The organism is Leptospira perdikensis, assembly GCF_004769575.1.
In the GTDB taxonomy this organism is placed as follows: Bacteria; Spirochaetota; Leptospiria; order Leptospirales; family Leptospiraceae; genus Leptospira_A; species Leptospira_A perdikensis.
Map to the genome: position 1 here is coordinate 622716 of NZ_RQGA01000003.1, position 25768 is coordinate 648483.

A 25768-nucleotide genomic window follows, 5' to 3' on the forward strand; every position below is an offset into this window, starting at 1 on the left:
TGGAAAGGGGTTGCGGAGGCTCTCTTTGGTACCCTTTTTTTTCTCTTTCGCCTTGACCGGCAGGGTGGTACTCAAAAGATAAGTAAAAATTCCTCGTAGGGGACATTCCTTGGCTAATTTAAAATCATCTAAAAAAGACATTCGTAGAACCGCTCGTAGAAAAGAGCGAAATGGTGAGGATCGCACTGAATTGCGTACTTACGCTCGTCTTCTCATCAAAGCAATCAAAGCTGGAGACAAAACAGAAGCTCTTACAGTATTCTCTAAACTTGCTTCCAAGTTGGACAGAGCTGCAAAAACTAAACTCATTCATAAGAAAAATGCGGATCGTAAAAAATCACGTATGGCACTTCGAATCAACTCCATCGAAACAAAAGCCGCCTAACATTTGCTTTTAGCTAGAAGGAATGAGGCCACCATTGGTGGCCTTTTTTATTTCTAAATCTTATTTACAAAAATCTCCACTCCGGTTCACTGGTCATAACAACGGGCGATTAGCTCAGCTGGGAGAGCAGCTGCCTTACAAGCAGCGGGTCGGCAGTTCAATCCTGTCATCGCCCAAACCGTTTTTCTTTTTATCTTCACGTTAATTCCACGTCACTGACACATTCCAAAAAGCAAAAAGATAGACTTGCAGTGTGAATCCACCAGCTTTGATAGTATTGTATGCGATTTACGAAAGAGTATGATCTGTCCTCCCTGATGATTTCTATCTCCGGTGTCCGGGGAAAAATTGGGTTAGGATTTGGCCTGGAAGAGGCATTGGCATTTTCAAAATCATTTGCTTCTATGATGAATGGCGGGACGGCAGTGATTGGGCGGGATTCAAGACCAAGTGGGCCTTACTTAGAATCACTTCTCACCTCGGCATTGTTAGCTTCTGGAAATTCTGTTTTAACATTGGGTTTGGTTCCTACTCCCACTACCAAAGCGGTTGTCAATCTTTCGAAAGCCAATGGCGGAATTATGATCTCTGCCTCACACAATCCTATGGATTGGAATGCATTTAAATTCATTTCTAAAAAAGGTTTTTTCTTTTCGGCAGAGGAAAACAAAAAACTTCTTTCGATCATTCAAAATGGATCTTATCCGAAAGAACAAATTTCACCTAAAGGATATATTGATTCCGGTGAAGATTACATTGACCTTCATTTATCTTCTGTTTTGAAACGAGTGAATGTAGCCAAAATCAAAAAGAAAAAATTTACTGTTTTTGTTGATGCGGTAGGTGGGGCAGGTTCCTACGTTGTGCCAAAGTTTTTACAGATGTTAGGTTGTAAGGTTGTGGCACATAATTGTAACCCGGATGGAACTTTCCCAAGACCTCCAGAACCTACTGCGGCCGCTTTAAAATCAGTGGAACCATATTTTAAAAAATCCAAAGCAGACATTGGTTTTGCTCTGGATCCTGATGCGGATAGACTCGTTTTATTTTCTCCCAAACGTGGTGCAGTTTCTGAGGAATACACTTTGCCATTGGCACTCATGAATGTTCTCTCTACAGCAAAGAAAAAAGCCAAGGTCGTTGTGAACTTATCTACTTCCTTTTTAAACGAAGAGGTTGGATCACGATTTGGTGCCGAAGTCATTCGCAGCAAAGTGGGTGAAGCAAACGTAGTAGAAGAAATGTTGAAAACCAAAGCTGTGTTTGGTGGTGAGGGGAACGGTGGTGTGATTGATCCAACCATCCCTTCTTTTGGTAGGGACACTTTGTCCGGAATTGCACATATCCTGAATCTTATGGCAGAAACTGGTAAATCAGCGGATGCTCTTTTGGACGAACTGCCGTCACTTTATATGGACAAACAATCCTTTCCTTTGGCAACGGGAATGTCTTTAGAAAGTCTTTATGAAAAATTTAAGTCAGAGTTTTCTCCGAAAGTCATTTCAGAGAAAGACGGACTTTGGATGTATGTATCCGATTCTTGGATCCATATACGTCCTTCCAATACAGAACCAATCTTTCGTGTCATTACTGAAACTAAATCCAAATCAGATTTGGAAACTACCTTAAAGAGGGTAAAACAATGTGTGGAATCGTAGGTTATTTAGGAAAAAGAGAGGCACTTCCTCTCATCATCAAAGGTCTCAAACGCCTTGAATACCGCGGATATGATAGTGCCGGTGTTGCTTTGTTAAATGGTGGACTTGATATCGTTAAAAAGAAAGGAAAAGTTGCCGATCTAGAAAACGAAATTGGTGATCGTAAGTTGGTTGCTACTCTTGGAATTGGTCACACTCGTTGGGCCACTCATGGAGAACCCAATGATCGTAACGCCCACCCACATACAAGTTCTGATGGAAAATTGGCAATCATCCATAATGGGATCATTGAAAACTATGGTTCCATCAAAAAAGAATTAGAGGGGAATGGACATACTTTTAAGTCAGATACTGATTCTGAAGTTCTCATTCACTTAATTGAGGAAATTAAAAAACAAAACAACTGTTCCATTGAGGAAGCAGTTCGCTTAGCTCTGAATGAAGTGGTTGGTGCTTATGCCATAGTCATCCTTTCGAAAGAAAATGAAAGAATGATGATTGCAGCAAGAAAAGGTTCTCCACTTGTGATTGGAATTGGTGAGGATGAATACTTTGTTGCTTCTGACGCAACACCTATCATTGAATATACGAACAACGTAACTTATTTAAATGACCAAGAAATGGCCATCATTAAAGACGGAAACTTGGTGGTTAAAAACTTAGAAAATGTAACCAAAACTCCATTCATTCAAAAATTAGAATTGGATTTGGAAGACATAGAAAAGGGTGGATACCCACATTTTATGTTAAAAGAAATCTTTGAACAACCAAAGTCTGTGCGTGATGCCATGCGTGGACGTTTGGTTTCGAGAGAACACCATTTATTCTTAAGTGGGATTGACCAATATTTAAATCGTTTTTTAAATGCCGATCGTTTGATCCTTGTGGGTTGTGGAACATCTTGGCATGCAGGTCTAATTGGTGAGTATCTATTTGAAGACTTGGCGCGAATTCCTACAGAAGTAGAATACGCATCAGAGTTTCGTTATCGTAACCCCATTGTGACGGAAAGAGACGTGATCATTGCTGTCTCTCAGTCAGGAGAAACGGCCGATACACTTGCTGCCATAGAACTTGCTAAATCAAAAGGTGCTTTGATTTTTGGAGTTTGTAATGTGGTAGGTTCATCGATTGCCCGTGCCTCTCATGCCGGAGCATATCTACATGCCGGTCCAGAGATCGGTGTAGCATCTACTAAAGCTTTTACTTCGCAAGTTAGTATCCTTACAATGATGGCTTTGTATCTGGGTCTGAAAAAAGGTTCTATTTCTTTATCTGACTACCAAACTCTTCTGCTCGAATTGGATTCGATCCCAGATAAGGTTGCAAAAATTTTAACTAAAGACGATGCTATATTAAAAATTGCTGAAAACTTCTATCGTGCGTCTAACTTTCTTTATTTGGGTCGTGGGTTTAACTTCCCTGTCGCCTTGGAAGGTGCATTAAAGTTAAAAGAAATTTCCTACATTCATGCAGAAGGATATCCGGCAGCAGAAATGAAACATGGGCCGATTGCCCTCATTGATGAAGATATGCCCGTTGTGTTCATTGCCACAAAAGATGGTTCATACGAAAAAGTGATCTCCAATATCCAAGAAGTCAAAGCTAGGAAAGGAAAGGTGATTGCGATTGTAACAGAAGGGGACACAGATATAAAAGCTATGGCTGATTATACCTTTGAAATTCCGAAAACAGCGGATGCTCTCGTTCCGTTACTTGCTGTGATTCCTTTACAACTTTTATCTTACCACATAGCAATCCTTAGGGGATGTAATGTGGACCAACCGAGAAACTTGGCGAAATCTGTAACTGTGGAGTAAACAGTGAACCTTTTACTTGATGATTCTAGAAGAAGTCCGTCTCTCCAACCATTATCGAGATTCCATGCTTTTTTTGAATGGAATCTCGGTGGGATCACCTTACTCGAAAAACTAGAACGTAAGTATCCAGGGGCTAAGATATTTTATAAAGGCCCTGACCAAGCATTCGAGAAACTGATCTTTCATAGATATCCACATGTTTTACCTGCAAACTTAGAAACCTATGATTCGATTTATAGTTCGGATTCTTATTTACCTTGGGAACTATTGGGTACAGTCACTTCTATCATTGAAGACACACTCACTTTAGAAAAAGATTGGAAACGGTTTCGTCAAAAGTACAAAGCAAAACAATCTGGATTTTCCATTGTTGGTAAAGAAAAACATCTCTACATCCATCCACAGGCAACTGTCTATCCAGGTGTTGTTTTTGATACAACTCACGGCCCCATCCTCATTGAAGATGGGGCCAAAATTTCTTCGTTTAGTTTTTTAGAAGGTCCCCTCTTTGTTGGAAAAAATACCCAAATTGACAATGCTCGGATTACTGGAGGATGCCTTATAGGAAACCAGTGTCGAATTGGTGGGGAAGTAGAAAATTCTATCATTCTGGATTATACCAACAAACACCATGAAGGTTTCCTCGGTCATAGTTTTGTTTCTACCTGGGTGAACTTAGGTGCTTTATCCACAACTAGTGATTTAAAAAATAACTATGGAATCGTAAAACTAAAAATTGGTGATTCTGTTGTTAACACGGGTACCATTAAGTTTGGATCTCTCATTGGTCCCTTTACAAAACTAGCCATTGGTGTGATGTCGAATACAGGAACTGTATTTGATATTGCGAGTAATATCGTCGAATCCAGAATCCAAGGTTATGTTCCTGCATTCACTTGGATCAAACCTGGTGGACGATACCGTTTGGAAGAATTTCTTTTTGATACCAAAAAAATAATGGCCCGTCGTGGGATGAACCTTTTTGATTTTGAAGATGAATATTTAAGAAAGTTATACGGAAGTTTTGCGGAGTAACAATGACCCCCAGTTTGTTAGAACATATCAATTCTGGTAAAACAGTAGAAATTGACAACCTACGTTTTTTTTATTTAGATGAAGGGAAAGGGGATGAGATCATTCTTCTTCTGCCTGGGTTTTTGACAACATCATATAACTACCGTAAATTGGTGAATTTGTTATCTACTCATTATCGAGTGATTGCCCTTGATTTTTTGGGAACTGGATTTAGCACAAGACCAGATGGTCCTCTTTCTCATAGACTTCAGGCGCATTACCTGGCTCCGTTTTTAGAGAAGGTTGTAGGGGATAAAAAAGTTCATGTTGTTGCATTTGATTATGCACTTCCCATACTTTGTTTTACTTTTAAAGAACATGCTTCTCAGTATAAATCTTTATCCATTTTGGGTGGATTTATGAAATTACCAAAATTTCGGTTTTATTTCCCCTTACACTTTCTACGATTACCACTCATTGGTGAAGTGTTTTCTTTTTTGTTTCGACCGCCACTGCTTCGTTTGTTTTATAAATTGTTTTTAGTCAAAAAAACACACCACTTAACTTATGAATGGGAAAAGACCATGTATCATTTGTTATTTGAAGGAAAGGCTCGCAAAAACACGTTAGAGTTTGTTCGTAATGTGGATCGTTCGACTCATGCTCTTCGCGAAATTGAAGAAGGTGCTAAAAACTTTGTAGGCCTTCGCCAAATTTATTTAGGTGACGAGGATTTTCGTATCTCTCCAAACCAAACCGAATACATGAAAGAAACACTTCGGACAAGTAGTCTTGTTTTTCTTCCCGCAAAACACCTTCCTATGGAAGAATGTCCAGAAGTTGTTTTTGAAAAACTTCATTATTTTGTAGATTCCTTCTCACATAAAAAAACAAAAACCTTTCATTTTAATAAACAGAACAAGGATTGATATGGAAAGAATCATCTCCAAAACAAACCCTAATACATCCGAATTTGTTGCCAATCGTACGGCTTATTTGGAAACTATAGTTCCTATTCGTAAAATTATCGATAATGTAAAGTTAGGTGGCGGGAAAAAAGCTCTCGAAAAACATAAATCGCGAGGGAAACTAACGGCAAGGGAACGTATTGCCGAACTCATCGACGCAGAAACAGAGTTTATGGAAATTTGTGGTCTTGCAGGAGAGGGTGTTTATCCTGATCCAGTTCCTTCTGCAGGAATCATCACTGGGATTGGAAAGGTGGAAGGAGTGGACTGTATGATTGTTGCCAATGATGCAACGGTCAAAGGCGGAACTTACTATCCACTCACAGTCAAAAAACATGTTCGGGCCCAGGAGATTGCGGAAACCAATTCTCTTCCTTGTATTTATTTGGTGGATTCTGGTGGGGCATTTTTACCCATGCAGGATGAAGTATTCCCAGACAAAGACCACTTCGGTAGAATTTTTTTCAATCAAGCTAGGATGAGTGCCAAAGGGATTTCCCAGATAGCGGTTGTTATGGGGTCTTGCACTGCCGGTGGGGCATATATACCTGCTATGTCCGATGAATCTGTAATTGTTAAAGGAAATGGTACTATCTTTCTTGGTGGTCCACCACTTGTCAAAGCTGCTACAGGAGAAGTGGTCACTGGTGAAGAGTTAGGTGGGGCTGATGTCCACTGCCGTGTTTCTGGAGTGACGGATCATTATGCAGAAGATGATTTTCATGCTTTAGAGATCACTCGTTCTATTGTTAAAAATCTAAATTCAAAAAAAGAAACCCTTCCCAAAGAAACAGAAGAACCTTTATATCCTGCAGAAGAAATTTATGGAATCATTGAACGTGATTCTCGTAAATCTTATGATCCCAGAGAGATCATTGCACGGATTGTAGATGGTTCCAGGTTTCATGAATTCAAAAGATTGTATGCGACAACTATAGTAACTGGATTTGCCGAAGTGTATGGATATCCTGTTGGAATCATTGCCAATCATGGAGTTTTATTTTCCGAATCTGCACTCAAAGCTTCCCATTTTATCGAACTTTGTGACCAAAGAAGAATCCCTCTTTTATTCCTCCAAAACATCACTGGGTTTATGGTGGGAAAAAAATACGAAAACAATGGAATTGCACGTGACGGAGCCAAGATGGTGAATGCAGTTTCAACGACTACCGTTCCTAAACTAACGATAGTTACTGGTGGTTCCTATGGTGCAGGAAACTATGGAATGTGTGGCCGTGCCTTTGCTCCCGAATTTTTATGGATGTGGCCCAATGCTCGGATCTCTGTCATGGGGGGAGAACAAGCTGCCAATGTACTTTGGACTGTGAAAAAAGACCAAAAAGAAGCGGCGGGAGAGGTTATTTCCGAAGATGAAGAAACCGTTTTTAAAAAACCAATTTTAGAAGATTATGAGAAAAAGTCATCGGCTGTTTATAGTTCGGCTCGCCTTTGGGATGATGGGATCATTGATCCTGCTGAGACTCGGAAAGTTTTAGGAAGGGCTTTGTCAATTCTCAGTCAAAGGAAAGAAGAAAGAAAACCATTCGGTGTCTTTCGAATGTAATTTTTTGTCTTTTCATTTCCTTTTGGGATGCAAACTAACTACAAATGGTAATTCTCGAGAAGTCATCTAATCAAGTCGCAATCATATCCATTGAAGGCGAGGTTGATTTGTACAATGCAAAAGAATTGAAAGACATTCTAGATGACAAAATGCACAAACAACAATACGAAATTGTAGTGAATTTGGAAAAGGTTCCTTTTATGGATAGTTCCGGAATTGGAACTTTGGTGACCGCCATGTATAAACTAAAAAAATACCATGGAAATTTAAAAGTATGTAGTGTACATGGATCGGTGGCAAAGGTATTCAAACTTACTGGAATGGAAAGCCATTTAGAAGTGTTTGATACAGAAGAAAATGCTGTCCTTTCACTGGTCAAAGAACGAGAATCTGCCGAATAACTAAAGTTTTGTCCCCTTGTTCGGAAAAACTTTTTAACCGATAGGGTTATGGAAGTTGTAAACCGGCTTTCACTGTTTCCATCACATCCTTTCCTTCTAATATCTCCAAAATATACAATACAAATTCAAATGCAGAACCGGGGCCAACGCTCGTATAAATATGGTTATGTGATTCGATTCTTTGGCCTGTATATTTTCCTCCTTTTCCTTTAGCTAAATCTAAGGAAGTTGGGAATGCGGTAAAGGGATCATCTCCTGTAATGATGTCTAAGTTACGTAGTACGTTAGGTGCAGCACAGATGGCACCAATGAGTTTTTTCTCTGATTGAAAGGAATTTAGAATTTTACTAATCTCTGGATCTTTCATCAATTGTTTACTTCCTTCTAAACCACCAGGAAGTAAGATGGCATCAAACTCTGCCGGTATGATTTCGGAAAAAACTTTATCAGCTAAGTGCAGAGTTTTTCTCGAAGCGAGGATGGGGTCTTTTGATTTTCCAGCGGAAACAACTTCCACATTCCCTCTTCTCAAAACATCAATGAGGATGATGGCTTCCATTTCTTCAAAGCCTGTGCAGAGCGGAATCAAAACTCGTTTTGCCATACTATGACTAGTTTGGTTTAAAACAAATTGTTCAAGTTTTTTTGTAAAAAAACGATCCCAAGAAATGAGAACTTTCCTGGAACTCTGGGGGTCTTATATAGTAGGAGAGATAGTTAATTGTCTATGATTGATAAAAAAACGAATCCTTTGCGTTACCTTGCCATTGCTTTTAGTTTTTTACTTTTGGGAACATTTTTGTCACCCATCCTCACTTGCGGAAATTCTTCCGAAAATCCTCTGCAGTTAAAAGCGGATGGAAGTGATAAATTGTCCCCGGCACAAACACAGGCTGTGGCTTTGGAAGATGCCTTCCAAGAAGTATTTGATAAAGTGTCCCCCAGTGTGGTTTCGATTGCCACAGAAAGGACAGTAAATGTCCAACAACATCCATTTTCGGGTGATCCTTATTTTGATCATTTTTTTGGACGCCCAGGTGGCGGCTCAGGTCGTGTGATGAAACAAAAACAAACCGGTCTTGGTTCTGGAATCGTTCTCAATGAAGATGGTTATATTATGACCAACCACCATGTGATCAAAGACATGGACAAACTCACAGTGAAGTTTAAGAACCAAAAAACCTTTGAAGCAAAAGTAATTGGTTCTGATGAAACCATGGACATCGCCTTACTTAAGATAGATGCCCCTAAGGGAACACTTCGTCCGATTGTTCTTGCCGATTCCAATAAAGTAAAAGTAGGAAACTGGGCCATTGCCATTGGAGCCCCACTTGGTTTTGAACATTCCTTTACTGTAGGAGTTGTTTCCGCCGTACAACGTGGGGGGATCGATTCTTCAGGTCTTTCTTATATCCAAACAGACGCTGCGATCAACCAAGGAAATAGTGGAGGTCCACTTCTCAACATCCGAGGTGAAGTGATTGGGATCAATCGTATGATTGCCTCTCAGTCTGGTGGGTCTGTGGGAATTGGATTTACCATTCCGATCAATGAAGCACGTAGAGTGGCAGAAGAGATCAAAACAAATGGAAAAGTCACTCGCCCTTGGATTGGTGTCGGTCTTGATGCAGTCAACGAAGAGGATATCGAACAATTAAAGTTGAAAGACAACAAGGGTGCTATTGTTCGTCAAATCATGAAAGGATCTCCTGCGGACAAAGCAGGTTTGAAACTCTTTGATGTCATTATCGAAATGGGTGGAAAAGAAATCCAAACACCGGAAGAACTCATCGGGTTTGTAAGATCTTCCAAAATTGGAAAACGAATTGAGATAAAAATCATTCGAAATAAAAATGAAATCTTGACTTCCATCACTCCGGAGCAGAAACCAAATTGAGGTGAGTTTAAGAGAAGATTGGATCCAACCGGGCGAAGATGAACCTAGCCTTCGCCCCACAAAATTATCCGAATTTATCGGACAAAAAGAGGTATTGGCCAATCTTTCGGTTTACGTGGAGGCGGCTCGTAAACGTAAGAGCCCCCTCGACCATGTCTTGATTTCGGGCCCTCCTGGCCTTGGGAAAACCACACTCGCCAATATCATTGCCAATGAACTTGCGGTGGCCTTCACACCCACCTCGGCTCCTGCCATCTCCAAGGGTGCGGATCTTGTTCGGTTCCTAACCTTACTCAAAACCAACGAAGTACTTTTTATCGACGAAATTCACGGCTTTATCAAAAAACAGGAAGAATTACTCTATCCTGCCATGGAGAATTTCTTTGTGGATCTTGTTGTCGGCGAAGGAGTCACTGCCAATGCCCTCCAAATCCAACTCCAGCCGTTTACCCTAGTCGGTGCTACGACTCGTTCTGGTCTTGTCAGTGAACCCTTAAAGACAAGATTTGGAATCCATCTCAAACTTGATTTTTATACCGATGGGGAGATGCAAATCATCGTGGATCGTTCGGCCAAACTTCTGGGTGTAGCCCTCGGCGAAGGGGTGGCCTTTGAGATTGGAAAACGAAGCCGAAAAACTCCAAGGATCGCCAACCATCTTTTAAAACGTGTTCGTGATTTTGCTGAAGTTCGAAATGAAACATCTGTTAGTTTAGATACTTGTCGTTTTGCTTTTGAAAGAATGGGGGTAGACCATTTGGGGCTCGATGCCGTGGATCGCCAAATTTTGGACATCCTCATCAACCGTTACGGTGGTGGCCCTGTCGGAATCAAACCCATTGCCGTGGTTCTCGGAGAAGAGGAAAGGACTTTGGAAGACACATACGAGCCATTCCTAGTCCGAGTGGGGCTTGTGGACCGTACTCCGCAGGGCCGAGTGGCTACGAAAAAGGCTTACGAACATTTAGGAATTGTGTATACTGGAAATACCGGGGAAAATCGCGAAAATGGCCCAACTCTCTTTTGATTTCCGATTGCCTGAAAAGGAAGAAGGGGAACGCAGATTTTTCTTTGCTTTCACCTTTGTCATCCTCATATCCTCATTGGTTCTGGCACATCTCATCACAAGAAATATGCTCTGGAAGATGTTGGCAGAAGAACAAGCTTCGGAAATGTTAGGACCGAAAGAACAAGAAAAAATTTACGAAGTTCTCGTCGAACAACAGTTCATCAATCCGGACAAAAAGGATGAGTACAAAGCTCTCTCTAACAAAGATTCATCGGGTGGTGGTGGCCTTACCGAAAAACAAGGATTTCATACACTCACCCAGTTTCGTGAATTCATCATGGGAAGTTCTGCTTCCACTCCGAGTAAAGCCCAACCCAAATCAGAACAATCCAAAGAAGAAGAACTTTTTGAAGTAGGGATTTTTAAAGCAGATCCTAAAAGTAATTCTAATTCAGAAGAAAGTCCAAACCAGTCCGCAAGTGCGGGACAGATGACAAAAATTCCTTTTAACTATAGATTCCAACAGGATTTTTTGTTTCGATGGGACGGAGCAAAGGCTCTCACAATTCCCACCAAACAATTGGCAGGTTATTATTATTTTAAAAACATGTTGAAACGAATTGAAGAATCTTTTGCTCCTCCTGGTGGTGGAAACTACGCTTACCGAGATATGGCAGGTGTTGTAGCAAGAGAAGGAATCAAAGAAGGGGAAACAAAAGTTTTATTTATGTTAAGTGAACAAGGCCAAGTTTTGGATGTTCGTTTGGTGTCTTCACAAGGTCAAGTGGTAGTGGACCAAGCATGTATGGATTCCATTCGAGGACAAAACTTTGGCCCGGTACCAGAAGAAGTGAAATCCAAAGGACTTATCTTTGGAATCAACTTTATCTTTCCCGGCATTCGTTATTATCGTTAGTTGTTAATCAGTCGCTAAAGTACATCCATACTCTTTTGAGAGATATTTTGTAGTATTGGTTCGACCAAGTCCCTTCACTGTTACCGACTTGTTTTCCTTATCTAGTTTGAATTCGCTGATGGGAACCCACTGGCGAGCAAAGTCATGGCACTGTTCTTCCGAAAGTTCCATCACAAAGTAACAACTACAATATTCTTTCGAATAAAAACTAGAGATGATGGATGGAAAACTGGATAGATGTTTCCAGTTCCATTGAGCCCAAAACAAAATAAATAAAAACAATAAAGAAAGGATAACAGAAATTTTTCTTTTCATAAGGTTACCGAATTACAGACTCTTTTACTAATTTTAAAAAATCATTTTTGATAAACGCTTTTTCGCGATCATCTCCAAACCGAACAATGATTAGGTCTAGACTTGGAATCACATATAACATTTGTCCCCAATGTCCAAGACCAGCAAAGGTATCTTTGGGTGCATCGGGCCAAGGTTCGTGGATTCCTCTTTCGGGGACTCCCGTGTTGGCATACCAGTGTGCCGTATAATTGTCTTCAGCTAAATCTTCTGAGTAAGGGGTCGATTTGTATCCAGGAGCAGGAGTTCGAGTAAACTGCACCCATCCTTCAGGTAACAAACGTTCGCCGTTCCAAATTCCATCGTTTAAATATAAATAACCGATTTTTGCTAAGTCTTTGGCAGTCATATACAAATAGGAAGATCCAACGTAAGTCCCTGAACCATCTCGTTCAAAGGTTACATTTGTGATTCCGAGAGGTTTAAAAATTTTTTCGAAAGGGAGTTTGTCGTATTCTTCAGCACCATATACTTTTTTCAGAATGGCGGAGAGGATATTGGTATCACAACTTGAATAATAAACTTGGGTTCCGGGTTCTGAACGAATCGGAAGGCCTGCACAAAAGGAACCCATATCTTTGCGGCCTCTGGTATATAACATGGCAATTACCGAAGACTTTAATGGACCACTTTCATATCCTTCTTCTGCTGCAAGCCCTGAAGACATATTGAGAAGGTGCCGGATGGTGATTTTTTTATGGGCTTCATCACGACTTAAGGGTTCATAATGATAATAACCAGGATCATCTAATTTAACTAGGCCTTGTTTGACTGCAATTCCATACATGGTTTGCAAAATACTTTTGGATACAGACCAAGTTAAATGGACTTTATCTTCAGAGAAATTTCTTGCATACTTTTCATAAATGAGTTTCCCATTTCTTAAGATAACAAGGGAATCCGTTCGTCTTCCTTTTCTGTCAGTTTCATCTCCCGTTCGAGTGAAGGCATACTCTTCAACTAATTTAAGTTTATCGGAAGATACACCAACTGATTCAGGGGACACTACTTTCCAGGTAGGGTTAGGCCATTCTGGTTTCAATCGAGGCTTCAGTGTATTGACTTCTGGTTCTCCTCCGAAGGGAGAGAGGTCTTTGCCACATTGGATACAAAAGAGTAAAATGATAAAGATCAGACTTTGTTTCATAGAATTCCTGATTCAGATTCGTTTCAGAATTCTATGCGAGTCTTACTGGTTTGCAAAGGAAAAAAGAAAGGGATTATGCTTTTTCTGCGTACCCCTTTAGTTTTTGTACCATGGAAAAGAGCCCGTTCCTTCTTGAGATAGAAAGAAATTTTGCAAGACCTACTTCTTCTATAAAGTTAAGTGAGGCATCCGCTATATCTTTCGGAGATTGTCCCGAAAACACGCGTATCAGGATGGCAATCAGTCCTTTTGTGAGAGCGGTGTCACTATCGGCATCAAACTCTAACCTTCCTGCTTCCAGTTTTGGTGCGACCCAAACTCTTGATTGGCAACCAGGGACTATATATTCTTCTGTTCTTTTTTCATCGGGATAGGGAGGAAGTTCTTCACCTAACTCAATTAAATATTGAAACTTCTCTTCCCAATCCGTAAGGTCTGAGAATTCGGCTATGATTTCTTTTTGAATTTCCTCAATAGACTTACTCATGTTTGGCATCCGGAGTTGGGATCTCTACAAACTTATCTTTTTTTCTCATATAGAATTTGTTAAAGTTTGCTGTAGTTAGGTTCTTTAGTTCCACACGATTCACTGTGGAAACTGTGAGTTCATACAACTCATCATTGGACTTAAAAAAATAATCCATCCGTAATTTTTCTTCCAAAACATATTCTACGTCGTTCCAAATTAATTTTTTGGATTCGAAGTCTACATACAAACATTCTGGAGGTTTGGTGAGCACATAACAAAACTCACCGGCCTTAGGAACTCCCTTATAAAACAGCCCACAGTGAAAAAAAGATAATGATATAAATAGAAAACCAAAAATCCACTTAATCCTAATTTTAATGTTTTGATTCACCATTGAATCGAATGAAGTTGTTTTTACGGATCTAAAACCAATCATTCTTTTTTTTCCGGAGTTAGATCTAGTTTGGTTTTGGCTCCCGGTTTTTCCACAATCATCTTTGCTATGAGGAGGGGAATCTCCGGATTCTTTTTACCCGAAGAAAGGTAAAATTCTTCCAATAGATCAATTCCTTTTTGGGAAAGATTTTGTAAGTGGAAAATCGTTGCTTCCGTGATGATTGAAGTTTCTGTGATACGATCCGGATTGTTTGACTTTGCTTGTCTAAGAAGTGACAATGCTCCCACATAATCTTTTTTATAATACTTACCGAGGCCACGTAAAAAATTCTCTTCTCTTGGTGTGAATTGGATGCCAGCTTTGTAAGTGGGGTCTTTTGTTATGGTAATGAGTTTATCAAGGCCACTTGCATCACCAGCTAACATTGTATTGAAGGTAAGTAGCCAAATATAAACGGTTTGGAACTCTGGAGAAAGTTTAGAACGATCCAAATTTCCATATTCATTAATCAAAACTTGCGGTCGTTTGACATGGCGGTGTGTTTCCCCAAGGAATAACAATACTTTGTTGTTTTCCCAATCAGAAAATGGAGAAGAGGAAAAGGATTCGGCAGTCCTTGCATTCCAAAATACAGAATCCAATGTAGAATCTGCAAGAACTGAGGTGCCAATAAAATCTTGGAACTCGGATCCTAAATGTAAAATTAAACTATCGTGGTCAAAATAAATTCCAATTCGATATAAATTCCAAAATAAACTGCGAGCAATCAAATGGAAAGCAACGGGATCTGTAGGATCTTTTTCGGAATAGGTGGTGGCAATTGATTGGAAGTCTTCGATATCTTTTTCTTTCAGATTTCCCGATTTCCAGAGTTCGATTGTTTTTTCTTTGGTTTTTTCTGCTCTAACACTTTGGTCTTTCGCAAAAAGAAAATAAATTTCTTTTCTATAGGTAAACCCTAACACGGACAGACCAAGCGCTAAAACCAATAGAAATAGCGGTGTCTTTGATTTCTTCTTTCTGTGCGGTTCGTACCGGGAGTAAATCGCCATCGTTGGTTCCCATTTTTTTTTGCCCTCCCCACTTGACACGGCTTTTTCTTTGTGATTTAGTGAGAAGGGTATGGAAGATGACTTTTTAGATGATGACGAATTCGATGCAGATAGCCTCAACGAAGACGTCGTAACGTATGCTTGTGAGGATTGTGACCACCGTTGGGAAGCCGAAGGGGAGGACGAATACCTCGATTCTTGGGAACTGATCTGCCCTATGTGTGGATCTGCGAATATCACCGAACTGTAATTTGACTTATTTTCAGTATATTTTTGGTTTTTTGATTCTACCGTCCCTCCTTTGGGGCGAGACCTCTGGTTTTTCGACCCTCTATTCGGAATTCAAAAAAGGAAATTACGCGACTGTATCCAAAGGGTCCCTTCAATATTTGAACACAGTCGATGGAGAGAAAGACCCTAGGATTTTTTTCCTCTATGTTTCGACTGAGGAAAATTGGTCTCAACTGAAAACTAAGGTGGCTAAGGATGCACCACCTAACTTTAAATCATCAGTTCATTATTGGAATGCCATTTATCTATTTATGGAACGGTCCCTTGTTTTTGGAGAGTCTGATTTACTCATTGAGTGGGGGAAAGAATTCCAAAAATCGGGGAAACAGAGTCCTAAATACAACGATGCGATGTTATTGTATGGTCTTGGTCTTATGGATTTAAAAAACGAGTCGGAAGCAAAAAGAATTTTTTCGGAAATAGAGTCCAATTCCCCCTCCAAACATGTGTTATCTCAGCTAGAAGAGATTAAATCTTCAGGTAAATGAATGAAAGGGTTACGTGTATCACAAGGAAAGTGGAAAGGGAAAGAAATTCCATCTCCACCAGATGTCTCAGGGCATTTGAATTTTACCAATAGTCTCGTAAAAAAAGCCATTTTTTCTCTTATGGATTCTCGTCTCCTTTCTTGGGGTCTTGGTTTTGATTCCGTTTTGTTTTGTGATTACTTTGCCGGCAGTGGGCAAATTTCTGCCGAAGCCTATAGCCTTTCTGTGAATCGACTTCTTACTTATGAATTGGACCAAACTAGGTTTAGACAACTCCATTCGCTATTTCGTGGACTGACCAATGTGCAGTTATTTCGAAAAGATGCAACCAAACATACGTTAAAGTGGGAATTGGGAGAAGAGTCAGCTTATATCTTTTATTTAGATCCGCCTTACACGTACTGGTCGGAAACACCCACGCGAATGAAAGAGATGTTGGAAGGATTACATAGTTTTTGTTTGTCTTTACAAAAACCTTTTTTAATTTTATGCCAAATACCAGAACATCAACCCATCGATAAAATTTGGGCAGAAGTTCCTCATAAAGTAAGAGAATATGGTAGCCATTCCATCATCGAAACAGGTTATGAAAATGTCGAGACTCCCGATCTGTAAAACAGATCGTTTTGATTTTGGATCCATTCATAATTTAATTTTCATTATTGTATTTTACCTTTTTTGTATAGGATCTCCTCTTTGGTCTTTACCAACTTATGAAGAGGTTAGATCTACTTATAAACCTTCCGATATACAGGTGTTTGATCGTAATGGTGAACTCGTCCAAAGGTATAGAATCCAGAATTTATACCGATCAGAAGAATGGACAGACTACAACAAACTCCCCAAGTTTTTAGTTGAGTCAGTGATACATGCAGAGGATAAACGGTTCTTTACGCATGGAGGAGTTGACTCCAATGCCTTAGTTTCTTCCTTCTTTGGAAATTTCACTGGGTCAACTTTGCGGGGTGGATCCACAATTACGATGCAACTTGTTTCTTTGTTGGATCCGGAATTACAACCGAGAGAATCCAAACGTAAGACAATATTTCAAAAACTAAAACAAATCCAAAGAGCTGTAGAGTTGGAAGAAACTTGGACTAAGGAAGAAATTTTTACAGCTTATCTCAATTTAATTTATTTTAGAGGTGAGTTAAAAGGGATTAGTTCTGCAACCAAGGGATTGTTTCGAAAATCGCCAGAGAATATAACTCCTAATGAATCTTATTTACTGTCTGCCCTCATACGTTCGCCACAAAGTTCCATTGAAAAAGTAATAAAACGTGTTTGTTTATTGAAAATGGAGAGAGATGGAATTGATGATTGCACCGCCATTTCTCGTTTGGTGAGAGAATCCTTGTTTCGTAATTTGGATTATCCGCAGTATCCCTCCTTTGTTCCTTTATTCACAAAAGCTCTTTTAGATTTTTCTAAAGAAGAAGGAAGTTTTAACTCGCAAGTTTCATCTTCTTTGTCTTTAAACTTCCAAAGAAAAGCAGAAGAAATTCTTAAACGTAATGTAAAATCCCTCGCAGATAAAAATGTAAAAGACGGAGCCGTCATTGTCATCGACAATCGTACGGGGCAGATTCTAGTATATGTTCCCAATATTGGAGAGGAAAGTTCTGTTGGAAAACTAGACCTCATTCGAAGTAAAAGACAAGTGGGTTCTACCTTAAAACCATTTGTGTATGCAGAGAACTTCCAAGAAAACAAACTTAACCCCGATTCGATTCTTTCTGATTCGCCTGTAGGGATTCCTGTTTACCAAGGTATCTATCGTCCGTTAAACTATGATAAATCTTATAAAGGGAACGTGACAGTCAGACAAAGTTTGGCCTCCTCCCTCAACATTCCTGCCATTCGTGCGTTGTCATTTTTGGACATCAATGAATTTGTTTCCGTATTAGAGCAATTGGGAATTACGGGCCTTCGGTATCCGGAGTTTTATGGGCCTTCCTTAGCACTGGGAACAGCGGATATGAGTTTACTCGAATTAACCAATGCTTACCGAACCCTTGCCAACGCAGGAGTCTATTCTGGATTAAAATTTCAAAATGTATCTAAAGAAACGGAAACTCGAATGGTATTCTCACCTATGGTGAGTTATATGGTTTCAGAGATCCTGGCTGATCGTGAGGCTCGGTCTCTTGGTTTTGGATGGGATAATTTTTTATCAACATCATATTATACTTCAGTCAAAACAGGAACAAGCCAAGATATGAGAGACAACTGGTGTATTGGTTACTCGGAATTTTATACAGTAGGTGTTTGGGTCGGAAACCCAACAGGTGCTCCTATGTTAGATGTATCTGGGATTACTGGTGCTGCCCCTGTTTGGCGTGAGACAATGGATATCTTACATGAGTCCCTGGATTCAAAATTAATACAGCCTAAGCTTGAAAATTCCTCAGATACAAAATCCAGTCTGTCTAAGGACGGTGGGGTTGAAAAAACAAAGTCAAAGAGAATCCTTACTCCCGTGAATGGAAGTATTTTTGCTTTGGATCCAGATATTCCCTTGGGCCGTCAAAAAATCCTCTTTACTTTCAGTTCCTACGAGGTTTCGTATTATTATTATTTAAACGATGAAAACATTGGTTCTGCGGGAGGGCCTTTCCTCTGGGAACCAAAGAAGGGAGAATATCGTTTGCAAGTAAAAGATAGAGATGGAAAAGTTTTGTCTCATTCTTTATTTGAAGTTCGGTAACATAAAATGCCAAAACCAATCAAATACAAACATAAATTCACCCAACAAGTTGTTTGGGGTGAGATGGATGCCTTCGGACACGTAAACAATGTAACGTATGTTAGATACTTTGAATCTGCGAGGGCCGATTATTTTACGAAGGAAGGTCTGTGGGATTCCCCGGTGAAACCAGTTAAAGCAGGACCTGTTCTCACTCATCTGGACATGGACTATCGCAAACAAGTGGTATTTCCTGCCACTTTAGAAATTTCATTAGAAGTAGATTCCATTTCTTCCAGAGCCTTCACTGTAATTTGTTCTATGTGGAATGAAAATGATGAATGTGTTTTGACTGGAAACGCTGCGTTTGTTTGGTTCGATTTTGAATTACAAAAACCATCAGCCCTTCCCGAATATTTTAAAACAAAATTTGGATCGAATCATTTGGTATGACAAAACATTCCTTCCAAGAACGATTTAAACTAGATGATGAGGTGATGAAAATTTCACGGATTTGTCTCATTGTATTTTTTAGTTTTATCGGTTTTGGAATTTTTGCACCTATTGATGAGTTAGGATTGTATGATCCCAAATGGATTCGTATTTTACATGCATCTGTTACCTTAGGTTTTTTCATCGCAACTTATTTTTCCGACTGGGTTCGTAAACAAATCCAAACCATCATGTTGTTTTTCTTTTATACGATGAGTGCTCATTCCCTTATTCTTTTGTATTGGAATTCACTTTACATTGGTTATCTGGTAGGAATGATTTTGGTGTTGTCTTGTATTGGAGTTAGTTTTGTGGATCGTCGTTCTCTTGTATCTTATTTGGGGACTGTGACTTCTGCAGGAATTCTCATTGGTCTCTATACAAAAGAACCACAAGTGGATTTACCTCTCTATCTTTCCTCTATCATCACACCAACTCTTGTTTCTTATCTTACTCTGAACATTCGCTTAAGCTCCGTTGAAAAACTCCGAATTTCAGAATCCAAACTCAAAGGGTTTCAAGATCGGATGTTGAATGAACTTGATCTGGCCAATGAAACCCAGTCCAATTTAGTGACTACACACTGGCCAAAAACGAAAGGAATTCGCCTCCATTCATTTTTCCAGTCCTTTGGGCAAGTGGGTGGTGATGCGATTAGTTATTTGGAAAGAGAGGATGGAAAGTTAGCCCTTTTTTTTGCAGACGTTTCTGGTCATGGAATTGCATCGGCTATGGTTTCCGCTATGGCAGTTCTTGCTTTTAAAATTCATGGGAATCAAACGGAACCTTCTTCTTGTTTGAAGTCAATTCATACCGACTTGCAAGAGTTAGTTCCAAACAATCATATTAGTGCTTGTGTATTGTTTGTAGACACAAACACAAAAGAAATTCAATACTCTGTTGCTGGCCACCCACCCCTTATCCGAATGGAAAAAGATTCAGATCCCAAATTTATGGAGGGGATGGGAACTCTCATTGTGTCTTATTTAAAACCCAATCTAAAGGATTTTACTCTCACTCCTAACTCGGGAGATCGCATTTTACTCTATTCGGATGGAATTTTGGAAGTTTTTGACGATGCAGGAGAGATTTATGGAGATGAACATTTACTAACATCGATAAAAAATCATTCTGACAAAAAAGGTGAAGAATTTTTGAATGCTTTATATGAGGACTCCATGTCATTTTCGGCAAAACGAATTTCCGACGATATGAGTATGTTATTACTGGAAATTTTATGAATTTGTTGTTAACACCCTTTCTTTGGTTCAAAAAAGAGTTCATTCCCTTTCGTACATTAGATCGTTATTTATTTTTAGATTTTTTTAAAACATTTATCGGTACTCTCATCATGCTTACATCCATGATTGTGATTTATAAATTCACTGATGTAATGAAGTATTTAGTTTCTTCAAAAGTGAACCAAGTGCACGTATATTTGCACGTATTATATTCTTTGCCATCGATGGTGGATCAAGTAGTGGCGCCAGCACTTATGTTTTCCGTTTGTTTTGTCATCGGTCAATTTAGTGTGAACAAGGAACTTGTGGCGATGATGGTTGCTGGAGTTTCCTTTATTCGGATCATCACTCCCATTTTATTTTTTGGAATTTCTATGTGGCTTATCATGACTTTGTTCGGACAAACAGTTGTGATCCCGGCCAATAAACAAGCACAGATCGAGTATAGTATTATGGCAAAGGGTTCCAATCGATTGATTGATTTTGTTTATCAATTGCATATCAAAGGAAAAAAAGGATTCTACTATGTCTACTGGATCGATGAAAAAGATAACACTGTAAAAGGTGGATTCAACTACATCGAAATCACTCCAGACGGCCATCCAACATATACTGTGTCTTCTCAAAAAGCAAAATTCATCCCTTCACCGCATAGTTGGGTTTTGTATGATGCGGAAGAAATTAGGTTTAATGAAAATTTAGAACTTGTTTCGCGAATTAAATATCCAGAAAAAACTTATGATTTCCCGGAAGATTTAGCCTATTTTTCAAAACCCATTCGTAATCCGGAAGAAATGAATTTTTTTGAACTAGCAGATGAAATTCAATCTAGGATTACAAAAGGGATTCCTTTCCGAAATGTCATCATCCAACAACATATGGCATTTGCAATGCCACTCATGTCTTTTGTTGTCGTAACTTTGGGAGCACTTGCAGGTGCCATCACCAAACGTTCTGCAGGTGTGGCAAGTCTTGGTTTAACCATTGCAGTAGTGTTGTTGTATTATATTTTAAATTCCACTGCTAAAACTTTGGCGGAAAATGGTGCATTACCCATTTGGATTGGTATGTGGATGACACCGGTGATTTTTACCTCAGCGGCATACTTTTTATATAGAAGAATGAATATCTGAATTCATTCAGATATTAGTTTTTACTATAATACTCAATCTCTAGTTCATTTTTCTATTATTTAAGTTTGGTAACGAAAGAGGAGAAATCATTCTCCTCTTTCGAGTTTGTGAAAGATTTTAGTTTCTTCTTTTGAAACTCGTCGTGAATTAATTTTCCGTTAAAAACACTCGTTTGTAAAGATCAGTTTGTAAAATTCCTTTTGGATCATACTTTTTCTTCAAAGAATAAAATCTTTTTAGATTGTCTTTAGGGAAATACGATTCCATCACACGTTTGCGAAGTGTGGAATCTTTCGCGAAGTAGAATCTACCTTTGTGTTTCAAAACAATTTCATCCATCTCCTTACAAAGTGCCCAAAGTTTTTCTCTGTTCCCTTTGGTCACAGGAAAATCCATAGCCATTGAAAATCCATCCACCGCATGAGTGAGTAAAAATGGATCTGGTTTGTGTTTTTTGAACACGGACAGATAGTTTACAATTCCTCGTTCTTGGCAAATGGTAAAAATTTCACGGAATGCTTGTTTGGCGTTCTCTTTAGGAATAAACACTTGGTATTGGATCATGGCACCCGGTTTGTAAACAAACTTCCAATTCGGTACATAATCTAATAAAAATGCATATTCTGCATGGCCTTGGTAATAGGCTTTGTTGTTTACTAAAATACTTGCAATACACTTCGCAAAATTAACAAGGCGCATTCCTAAATTAAAACTAAAGGGACGCATAAGAATCCACATCCATTTTTTAGGAATTAGATAGAATAGGCGAGTGGGAAGGTGTTGTCTTTCGAGCAAACAATTACCAGGAAAGTCAGGATCTTCCCCTTCTTTCAGGTTTGTGGCTTTATGGATTTGGCCTCTACCCATAGACTTACCAGATGCAAAGGCATCAATCCAACCCACTAAATAATCAGAAGTTTTATAATGTTCTTCAAAATAAGAAAATAGTTCATCAAAATTTCTAACATACACTGGATCAATTTTCATCTTTCCAGAGTAAATTGGTTTCATTTTGATTTGCACTGTTAAAAAACAACCTAACATTCCAAAGCCGGAAATTGCAGAATAAAACAAATCTGTATTTTTTTTAGGAGAACAAACTAAAATATCTCCTTTGGCGGTAAGAAATGTAAATTCTTTGATATGTTCACCGATAGTTCCGACTTTGAAGTTGTTTTTTCCATGAATGTTCATGGAAAGAGCTCCTCCAAGAGTTGGCATCATGGTCCCAGAAACAACAGGAGGCCAAAATCCATTTTCAATTCCAGTTTCCCAAAGGTCTTTAATCCGGGCTCCTGACTGCACTGTCATCACACCCGTTTTTAAATTAAAATCTAAAACTTTATTAAAGTGTGTTAAATCTAAAACGATACCGTCTGTATTTGTAGAAGCATCACCATAACTACAGCCACCACCACGTAACGCAACTTTGGTGCCAGTCTGGTTGGCCCAAACAAATAATTCTTTGATTTCTTCTTCCGATTCTGGACGAAATATTGGTGATAGAGAAAAAGAACTCATACCCCATGCTTCGACTTTTTCCTTTTTGGGAACTTTCACATCTTGAATGGATTTAGTTTTTTTTGCGACCATGTTATATACTCAGTTTTTTAAAAATGAAATTGGGAATGTTACGGATGATAAGACCTACAAGTGCCCAGATTCCTGGAACAAAGGCTTCGTCTTTCCCACTAGCAACAATCGTAAGAATTTTATTAGCAGCTTCTTCAGCAGTGATTGCTTTTAAGAGTCCTTTTTTAGGAAGGTCGAGACCCTTAGTCATTTCTGTGATCACAAATCCTGGTTTAATCGTTGTTACTTGAACATTGGATTCAGAGAGTCTGTTGCGTAATGCTTCCAAATATATGTTGAGTGCAGCTTTGGATGTATTGTAAACTGGATTTCCTTTTCTACCACGTTCGCCGGCGATAGAAGAGATCCCTACAATTTTACCTGACTTTTGTTTTGTAAAATATGTAGCCACAGGATTTAAGAAAGCAACCGCCCCTAAAAGGTTTACATTTAACATCTCTAAGTCTTTCGTAGTGTTATATTCATTAGAAGTTATCTCAGGCATAACTCCGGATGCGAAATACACTTCGTCCACTCCGCCGAGTAAACTCACTGCTTTCGCGAAGGTTTTCTCTGCTGTGGCAAACTTTGTCACATCAAAGACTAAAGGGAAGGCTCTTTTCTCTTTGGTTGTATTTGCTTTTTTGGCTATGGATTCTAAGGACTTTTCCCTTCTAGCCAAAAGAACCACGGAATTCCCTGCGTTCAATTCAGCTTCTGCTATGGCTTTTCCGATCCCACTCGAGGCACCGACAATGATTATTTTTTTCCCCATGTTTACGTTTTTTTGGTTTAATCGAATCTGGCAAGTGGTTTCATTAGAGTTGTGCCCGTAAATGAGAGAATCCTGATCGACGGGATGAATCTAATGTATAAATTTCCCGATTTGGCTTTTTGTTTGGGTGAATATCGCCTGCAAGATGCCAGGGAAGGCTTACTTCTCCACCTCAAACGATTCTATGTTTCAAATCCGCACTCTAAAATTTTAGTATTTTTTGACGGGAAAAAGGATCTTACCTCGGATTGTTATTCGGAAGATTGGGGTGAATTTTCGATTCATTACAGCCATGAAAAAAAAGCCGACGAACTCATCATCGGATACCTCAACTTATGTCCAGTACCTTCTCAATGTTTGGTGATCACTTCCGATAAAGAGATAGTTAGTTTTGCACGGAGACTTCGAGCCAAAAGAATGACTTCGGAAGAATTTTACGCAGAATGGCTCAAACGGGAATCGGAAGAGGACGAAACGGAATTTAACCACCTGAAAGAAGGATTGACACAAAGTTCGGAAACCGATTACTGGGAGAGACAATTCCTTCCTTGATATGTTGTTCAATTCAATCCCATTTTTAATCTTTTTTTCCAGTGTTTACTTACTCTATTGGGCCATTCCTAAAGAGGTTCGGAAGTATTTCCTGCTGATAGCGGGGATTGGTTTTTATGCCTACTTTTCTTTAGCACTAACAGTTCACTTCCTTGTTGTAATTGGTATCAATTACCTTTTATATCGCAAAATCAAATCCCAACCGACAAAGTTCTGGATTGGGCTTACGGTAACTCTCAACCTAATCAATTTGGGTTTTTTCAAATATATTTACTTTTTCAGTAAGGTTCTCGCTGATCTAACGAACTATCCGTTCTTCCAACAAGTTCCAAACCTTATCCATATTGCGTTACCACTCGCAATTAGTTTTTACACTTTCCAAGTGATTGCCGCCGCCGTTGATACTTACCGTGATTCGACAAAACCCGTCGTTAAAGTAGAAGATTACTTTTTGTTTGTAGCTTTTTTTCCTGTTTTGATTGCCGGGCCAATCATGCGGATGTCTGACTTTTTTCCGAACTTGGACAAACTCACTCCAAACAAAGAAAAGATGTATCGGGCATCGTATTTACTCATGTCAGGACTTGTTAAAAAAGTACTCGTGGCAGATCCGATGTCATTAACCATCTCACCAGTGTTTGGTTCTCCAGCAGAATATGATTCTTTTTCATTGTTTATCGCGGGGATTTGTTACGCGATTCAAGTTTATAGTGATTTTTCTGGACTCACTGACATGGCGCGTTCCATTGCTTTATATTTAGGTTTTGAAACACCAGAAAACTTCAAAGCGCCCTTTTTCTCTACATCAGGAAGGGAACTTTGGAAACGTTGGCATATCACACTTTCTTTTTGGCTGAGAGATTATATTTATTTCCCACTAGGAGGTTCTCGTAAAGGAGAACTTCGTACTTACTTAAACCTAATCATCATCATGACACTCGGTGGGTTTTGGCACGGAGCCGATTATACTTTTATTTGTTGGGGATTTTATTGGGGATTGATTCTTGCGGGTGAACGGTATTTTGAAGACAACCTGGGATGGAAGTTAACTCCGCAAAAAAATAAATTCTTAATGGTAATCAAAGCACTTATCGTTTTTGTTTTATTTTCTATTTCGGGACTTATGTTCCGATCGAATAATGCAACCAATATGGTGGATCATTTTTACGGTATATTTACCCATTTCTCATATAGTTTAGAGGCCATGATTGCAGGTGATTCCAATCAATGGTTGGTTTCTGCCACATCACTTCTTGGACATGGTTCTTCTTTTCGGTTCCAACATATAGAAAACCTGGAACGTATTTTTTATACTTCGATTGCTTTATTATTTTTTCACCACATCCAATATGTTCCTGAGTTTTGGGATCGGGTTCGGAAACACGATGTATGGCTTGTTCCAATACTTGGTGTTGTTACTATTTTTCTTCTCGCCACTCTTTCTCAAGATGGTGGAGAATTTATCTACTATAAGTTTTAGGAGACAT

General features: G+C 39.2%; 27 protein-coding genes and 1 tRNA gene. 20 read left to right on the plus strand and 8 right to left on the minus strand.

Translation table 11 applies throughout. From position 1 onward, the window contains the following. Positions 1-109: 109 nt before the first annotated feature. From rpsT to EHQ49_RS04310, 8 genes are all read left to right on the plus strand, one after another. Complete coding sequence (gene rpsT / locus EHQ49_RS04275) at positions 110-385, plus strand: 30S ribosomal protein S20 (RefSeq protein ID WP_135576673.1); 276 nt, start codon at positions 110-112, stop codon at positions 383-385. A gap of 103 nt (positions 386-488) precedes the next feature. After that, positions 489-561: transfer RNA gene (locus tag EHQ49_RS04280), tRNA-Val, on the plus strand. Positions 562-666: 105 nt separating this feature from the next. Next, positions 667-2043 carry a phosphoglucosamine mutase gene (glmM, locus tag EHQ49_RS04285; RefSeq protein ID WP_167482983.1) on the plus strand — a complete coding sequence of 459 codons (1377 nt, stop codon included), beginning with the start codon at positions 667-669 and terminating at the stop codon, positions 2041-2043. Then, positions 2028-3863, plus strand: a complete 1836-nt coding sequence (glmS, locus tag EHQ49_RS04290; protein WP_135576675.1) for a glutamine--fructose-6-phosphate transaminase (isomerizing) — start codon at positions 2028-2030, stop codon at positions 3861-3863. The genes glmM and glmS overlap by 16 nt, the downstream gene beginning before the upstream one ends. Positions 3864-3866: 3 nt before the next feature. Beyond that, positions 3867-4898, plus strand: a complete 1032-nt coding sequence (locus EHQ49_RS04295) for a GlmU family protein (protein WP_135576677.1) — start codon at positions 3867-3869, stop codon at positions 4896-4898. A 2-nt stretch (positions 4899-4900) separates the two neighbouring features. Next, a complete protein-coding gene (locus tag EHQ49_RS04300) occupies positions 4901-5806 on the plus strand; it encodes an alpha/beta fold hydrolase (protein ID WP_135576679.1) in 906 nt (301 codons plus the stop codon). 1 nt (position 5807) lies between these two features. Then, positions 5808-7409 (plus strand): carboxyl transferase domain-containing protein, encoded by a 1602-nt coding sequence (locus tag EHQ49_RS04305; RefSeq protein WP_135576681.1) that lies wholly within the window; start codon positions 5808-5810, stop codon positions 7407-7409. Positions 7410-7453: 44 nt separating this feature from the next. Next, complete coding sequence (locus EHQ49_RS04310; RefSeq protein ID WP_135576683.1) at positions 7454-7810, plus strand: STAS domain-containing protein; 357 nt, start codon at positions 7454-7456, stop codon at positions 7808-7810. A gap of 46 nt (positions 7811-7856) precedes the next feature. Here EHQ49_RS04310 and EHQ49_RS04315 read toward each other — a convergent pair whose 3' ends face one another. After that, positions 7857-8414 carry a DJ-1 family glyoxalase III gene (locus tag EHQ49_RS04315; RefSeq protein WP_135576685.1) on the minus strand — a complete coding sequence of 186 codons (558 nt, stop codon included), beginning with the start codon at positions 8412-8414 and terminating at the stop codon, positions 7857-7859. A 123-nt stretch (positions 8415-8537) separates the two neighbouring features. Here EHQ49_RS04315 and EHQ49_RS04320 point away from each other — a divergent pair, with 123 nt between their 5' ends. The 3 genes from EHQ49_RS04320 to EHQ49_RS04330 are packed head-to-tail and all read left to right on the plus strand — an operon-like array spanning position 8538 to position 11632. Then, positions 8538-9707: a trypsin-like peptidase domain-containing protein gene (locus EHQ49_RS04320; protein WP_208732157.1), complete on the plus strand. Its 1170-nt coding sequence runs from the start codon at positions 8538-8540 to the stop codon at positions 9705-9707. 1 nt (position 9708) lies between these two features. Beyond that, positions 9709-10734, plus strand: coding sequence for a Holliday junction branch migration DNA helicase RuvB (gene ruvB, locus EHQ49_RS04325; protein WP_135576689.1), 1026 nt, complete (start codon positions 9709-9711; stop codon positions 10732-10734). Further along, positions 10715-11632 (plus strand): energy transducer TonB, encoded by a 918-nt coding sequence (locus EHQ49_RS04330; protein WP_135576691.1) that lies wholly within the window; start codon positions 10715-10717, stop codon positions 11630-11632. The genes ruvB and EHQ49_RS04330 overlap by 20 nt, the downstream gene beginning before the upstream one ends. A 3-nt stretch (positions 11633-11635) precedes the next feature. Here the strand turns inward: EHQ49_RS04330 and EHQ49_RS04335 are convergent, their stop codons facing one another. The 5 genes from EHQ49_RS04335 to EHQ49_RS04355 all read right to left on the minus strand — a co-directional run bounded on the left by EHQ49_RS04335 (position 11636) and on the right by EHQ49_RS04355 (position 14964). Further along, positions 11636-11947, minus strand: a complete 312-nt coding sequence (locus tag EHQ49_RS04335) for a hypothetical protein (RefSeq protein WP_135576693.1) — start codon at positions 11945-11947, stop codon at positions 11636-11638. A 4-nt stretch (positions 11948-11951) separates the two neighbouring features. Next, entirely contained in the window at positions 11952-13133 is a 1182-nt protein-coding gene (locus EHQ49_RS04340; RefSeq protein WP_135576695.1) for a serine hydrolase domain-containing protein, read from the minus strand. A gap of 73 nt (positions 13134-13206) precedes the next feature. Further along, complete coding sequence (locus EHQ49_RS04345) at positions 13207-13620, minus strand: SufE family protein (protein WP_135576697.1); 414 nt, start codon at positions 13618-13620, stop codon at positions 13207-13209. Continuing rightward, complete coding sequence (locus EHQ49_RS04350; RefSeq protein ID WP_244241387.1) at positions 13613-13996, minus strand: hypothetical protein; 384 nt, start codon at positions 13994-13996, stop codon at positions 13613-13615. Before EHQ49_RS04350 ends, EHQ49_RS04345 begins: the two co-directional genes overlap by 8 nt. A 38-nt stretch (positions 13997-14034) precedes the next feature. Continuing rightward, positions 14035-14964, minus strand: coding sequence for a hypothetical protein (locus EHQ49_RS04355; RefSeq protein WP_135576699.1), 930 nt, complete (start codon positions 14962-14964; stop codon positions 14035-14037). 157 nt (positions 14965-15121) lie between these two features. On the opposite strand from EHQ49_RS04355, the gene EHQ49_RS04360 reads away from it, so the two are divergent. The 7 genes from EHQ49_RS04360 to EHQ49_RS04390 all read left to right on the plus strand — a co-directional run bounded on the left by EHQ49_RS04360 (position 15122) and on the right by EHQ49_RS04390 (position 21382). After that, the gene (locus tag EHQ49_RS04360; RefSeq protein ID WP_108959948.1) at positions 15122-15301 is read left to right on the plus strand and encodes a hypothetical protein; all 180 of its coding nucleotides are present in this window, start codon (positions 15122-15124) and stop codon (positions 15299-15301) included. A gap of 139 nt (positions 15302-15440) precedes the next feature. Next, on the plus strand, positions 15441-15830 hold the full coding sequence (locus EHQ49_RS04365; RefSeq protein WP_244241339.1) for a tetratricopeptide repeat protein: 390 nt from the start codon (positions 15441-15443) through the stop codon (positions 15828-15830). Beyond that, complete coding sequence (locus EHQ49_RS04370) at positions 15831-16445, plus strand: RsmD family RNA methyltransferase (protein ID WP_135576703.1); 615 nt, start codon at positions 15831-15833, stop codon at positions 16443-16445. Continuing rightward, a complete protein-coding gene (pbpC, locus tag EHQ49_RS04375) occupies positions 16423-18537 on the plus strand; it encodes a penicillin-binding protein 1C (RefSeq protein WP_135576705.1) in 2115 nt (704 codons plus the stop codon). The genes EHQ49_RS04370 and pbpC overlap by 23 nt, the downstream gene beginning before the upstream one ends. Before the next feature lie 6 nt (positions 18538-18543). Beyond that, entirely contained in the window at positions 18544-18969 is a 426-nt protein-coding gene (locus tag EHQ49_RS04380) for an acyl-CoA thioesterase (RefSeq protein WP_135576707.1), read from the plus strand. Continuing rightward, complete coding sequence (locus tag EHQ49_RS04385) at positions 18966-20249, plus strand: PP2C family protein-serine/threonine phosphatase (protein WP_135576709.1); 1284 nt, start codon at positions 18966-18968, stop codon at positions 20247-20249. Before EHQ49_RS04380 ends, EHQ49_RS04385 begins: the two co-directional genes overlap by 4 nt. After that, positions 20246-21382, plus strand: coding sequence for an LptF/LptG family permease (locus tag EHQ49_RS04390; RefSeq protein WP_135576711.1), 1137 nt, complete (start codon positions 20246-20248; stop codon positions 21380-21382). Before EHQ49_RS04385 ends, EHQ49_RS04390 begins: the two co-directional genes overlap by 4 nt. A 147-nt stretch (positions 21383-21529) precedes the next feature. Here EHQ49_RS04390 and EHQ49_RS04395 read toward each other — a convergent pair whose 3' ends face one another. Together EHQ49_RS04395 and EHQ49_RS04400 are read right to left on the minus strand one after the other, a co-directional pair. Then, positions 21530-22975 carry an FAD-binding oxidoreductase gene (locus EHQ49_RS04395; RefSeq protein ID WP_135576713.1) on the minus strand — a complete coding sequence of 482 codons (1446 nt, stop codon included), beginning with the start codon at positions 22973-22975 and terminating at the stop codon, positions 21530-21532. A gap of 1 nt (position 22976) precedes the next feature. Beyond that, on the minus strand, positions 22977-23729 hold the full coding sequence (locus EHQ49_RS04400) for an SDR family NAD(P)-dependent oxidoreductase (RefSeq protein WP_135576715.1): 753 nt from the start codon (positions 23727-23729) through the stop codon (positions 22977-22979). Positions 23730-23780: 51 nt separating this feature from the next. Between EHQ49_RS04400 and EHQ49_RS04405 the strand changes: the two genes are divergently transcribed. Together EHQ49_RS04405 and EHQ49_RS04410 are read left to right on the plus strand one after the other, a co-directional pair. Then, positions 23781-24281 (plus strand): NYN domain-containing protein, encoded by a 501-nt coding sequence (locus tag EHQ49_RS04405; protein WP_279638113.1) that lies wholly within the window; start codon positions 23781-23783, stop codon positions 24279-24281. 1 nt (position 24282) lies between these two features. Continuing rightward, complete coding sequence (locus EHQ49_RS04410) at positions 24283-25761, plus strand: MBOAT family O-acyltransferase (RefSeq protein WP_135576718.1); 1479 nt, start codon at positions 24283-24285, stop codon at positions 25759-25761. The last annotated feature ends 7 nt before the right edge of the window (positions 25762-25768 follow it).

What these genes read in the sequence shown, in the direction of transcription:
- EHQ49_RS04410 (WP_135576718.1), top strand. Translation starts at nt 24,283, where the DNA reads ATGTTGTTCAATTCAATCCCATTTTTAATCTTTTTTTCCAGTGTTTAC.
- EHQ49_RS04320 (WP_208732157.1), top strand. Translation starts at nt 8,538, where the DNA reads ATGATTGATAAAAAAACGAATCCTTTGCGTTACCTTGCCATTGCTTTT.
- EHQ49_RS04380 (WP_135576707.1), top strand. Translation starts at nt 18,544, where the DNA reads ATGCCAAAACCAATCAAATACAAACATAAATTCACCCAACAAGTTGTT.
- EHQ49_RS04400 (WP_135576715.1), bottom strand. Translation starts at nt 23,729, where the DNA reads ATGGGGAAAAAAATAATCATTGTCGGTGCCTCGAGTGGGATCGGAAAA.
- glmS (WP_135576675.1), top strand. Translation starts at nt 2,028, where the DNA reads ATGTGTGGAATCGTAGGTTATTTAGGAAAAAGAGAGGCACTTCCTCTC.
- EHQ49_RS04345 (WP_135576697.1), bottom strand. Translation starts at nt 13,620, where the DNA reads ATGAGTAAGTCTATTGAGGAAATTCAAAAAGAAATCATAGCCGAATTC.
- EHQ49_RS04395 (WP_135576713.1), bottom strand. Translation starts at nt 22,975, where the DNA reads ATGGTCGCAAAAAAAACTAAATCCATTCAAGATGTGAAAGTTCCCAAA.
- EHQ49_RS04350 (WP_244241387.1), bottom strand. Translation starts at nt 13,996, where the DNA reads ATGGTGAATCAAAACATTAAAATTAGGATTAAGTGGATTTTTGGTTTT.
- EHQ49_RS04300 (WP_135576679.1), top strand. Translation starts at nt 4,901, where the DNA reads ATGACCCCCAGTTTGTTAGAACATATCAATTCTGGTAAAACAGTAGAA.
- EHQ49_RS04370 (WP_135576703.1), top strand. Translation starts at nt 15,831, where the DNA reads ATGAAAGGGTTACGTGTATCACAAGGAAAGTGGAAAGGGAAAGAAATT.
- EHQ49_RS04330 (WP_135576691.1), top strand. Translation starts at nt 10,715, where the DNA reads ATGGCCCAACTCTCTTTTGATTTCCGATTGCCTGAAAAGGAAGAAGGG.
- EHQ49_RS04340 (WP_135576695.1), bottom strand. Translation starts at nt 13,133, where the DNA reads ATGAAACAAAGTCTGATCTTTATCATTTTACTCTTTTGTATCCAATGT.
- EHQ49_RS04385 (WP_135576709.1), top strand. Translation starts at nt 18,966, where the DNA reads ATGACAAAACATTCCTTCCAAGAACGATTTAAACTAGATGATGAGGTG.
- pbpC (WP_135576705.1), top strand. Translation starts at nt 16,423, where the DNA reads ATGTCGAGACTCCCGATCTGTAAAACAGATCGTTTTGATTTTGGATCC.
- EHQ49_RS04360 (WP_108959948.1), top strand. Translation starts at nt 15,122, where the DNA reads ATGGAAGATGACTTTTTAGATGATGACGAATTCGATGCAGATAGCCTC.
- EHQ49_RS04310 (WP_135576683.1), top strand. Translation starts at nt 7,454, where the DNA reads ATGGTAATTCTCGAGAAGTCATCTAATCAAGTCGCAATCATATCCATT.
- EHQ49_RS04390 (WP_135576711.1), top strand. Translation starts at nt 20,246, where the DNA reads ATGAATTTGTTGTTAACACCCTTTCTTTGGTTCAAAAAAGAGTTCATT.
- EHQ49_RS04335 (WP_135576693.1), bottom strand. Translation starts at nt 11,947, where the DNA reads ATGAAAAGAAAAATTTCTGTTATCCTTTCTTTATTGTTTTTATTTATT.
- glmM (WP_167482983.1), top strand. Translation starts at nt 667, where the DNA reads ATGCGATTTACGAAAGAGTATGATCTGTCCTCCCTGATGATTTCTATC.
- EHQ49_RS04305 (WP_135576681.1), top strand. Translation starts at nt 5,808, where the DNA reads ATGGAAAGAATCATCTCCAAAACAAACCCTAATACATCCGAATTTGTT.
- EHQ49_RS04315 (WP_135576685.1), bottom strand. Translation starts at nt 8,414, where the DNA reads ATGGCAAAACGAGTTTTGATTCCGCTCTGCACAGGCTTTGAAGAAATG.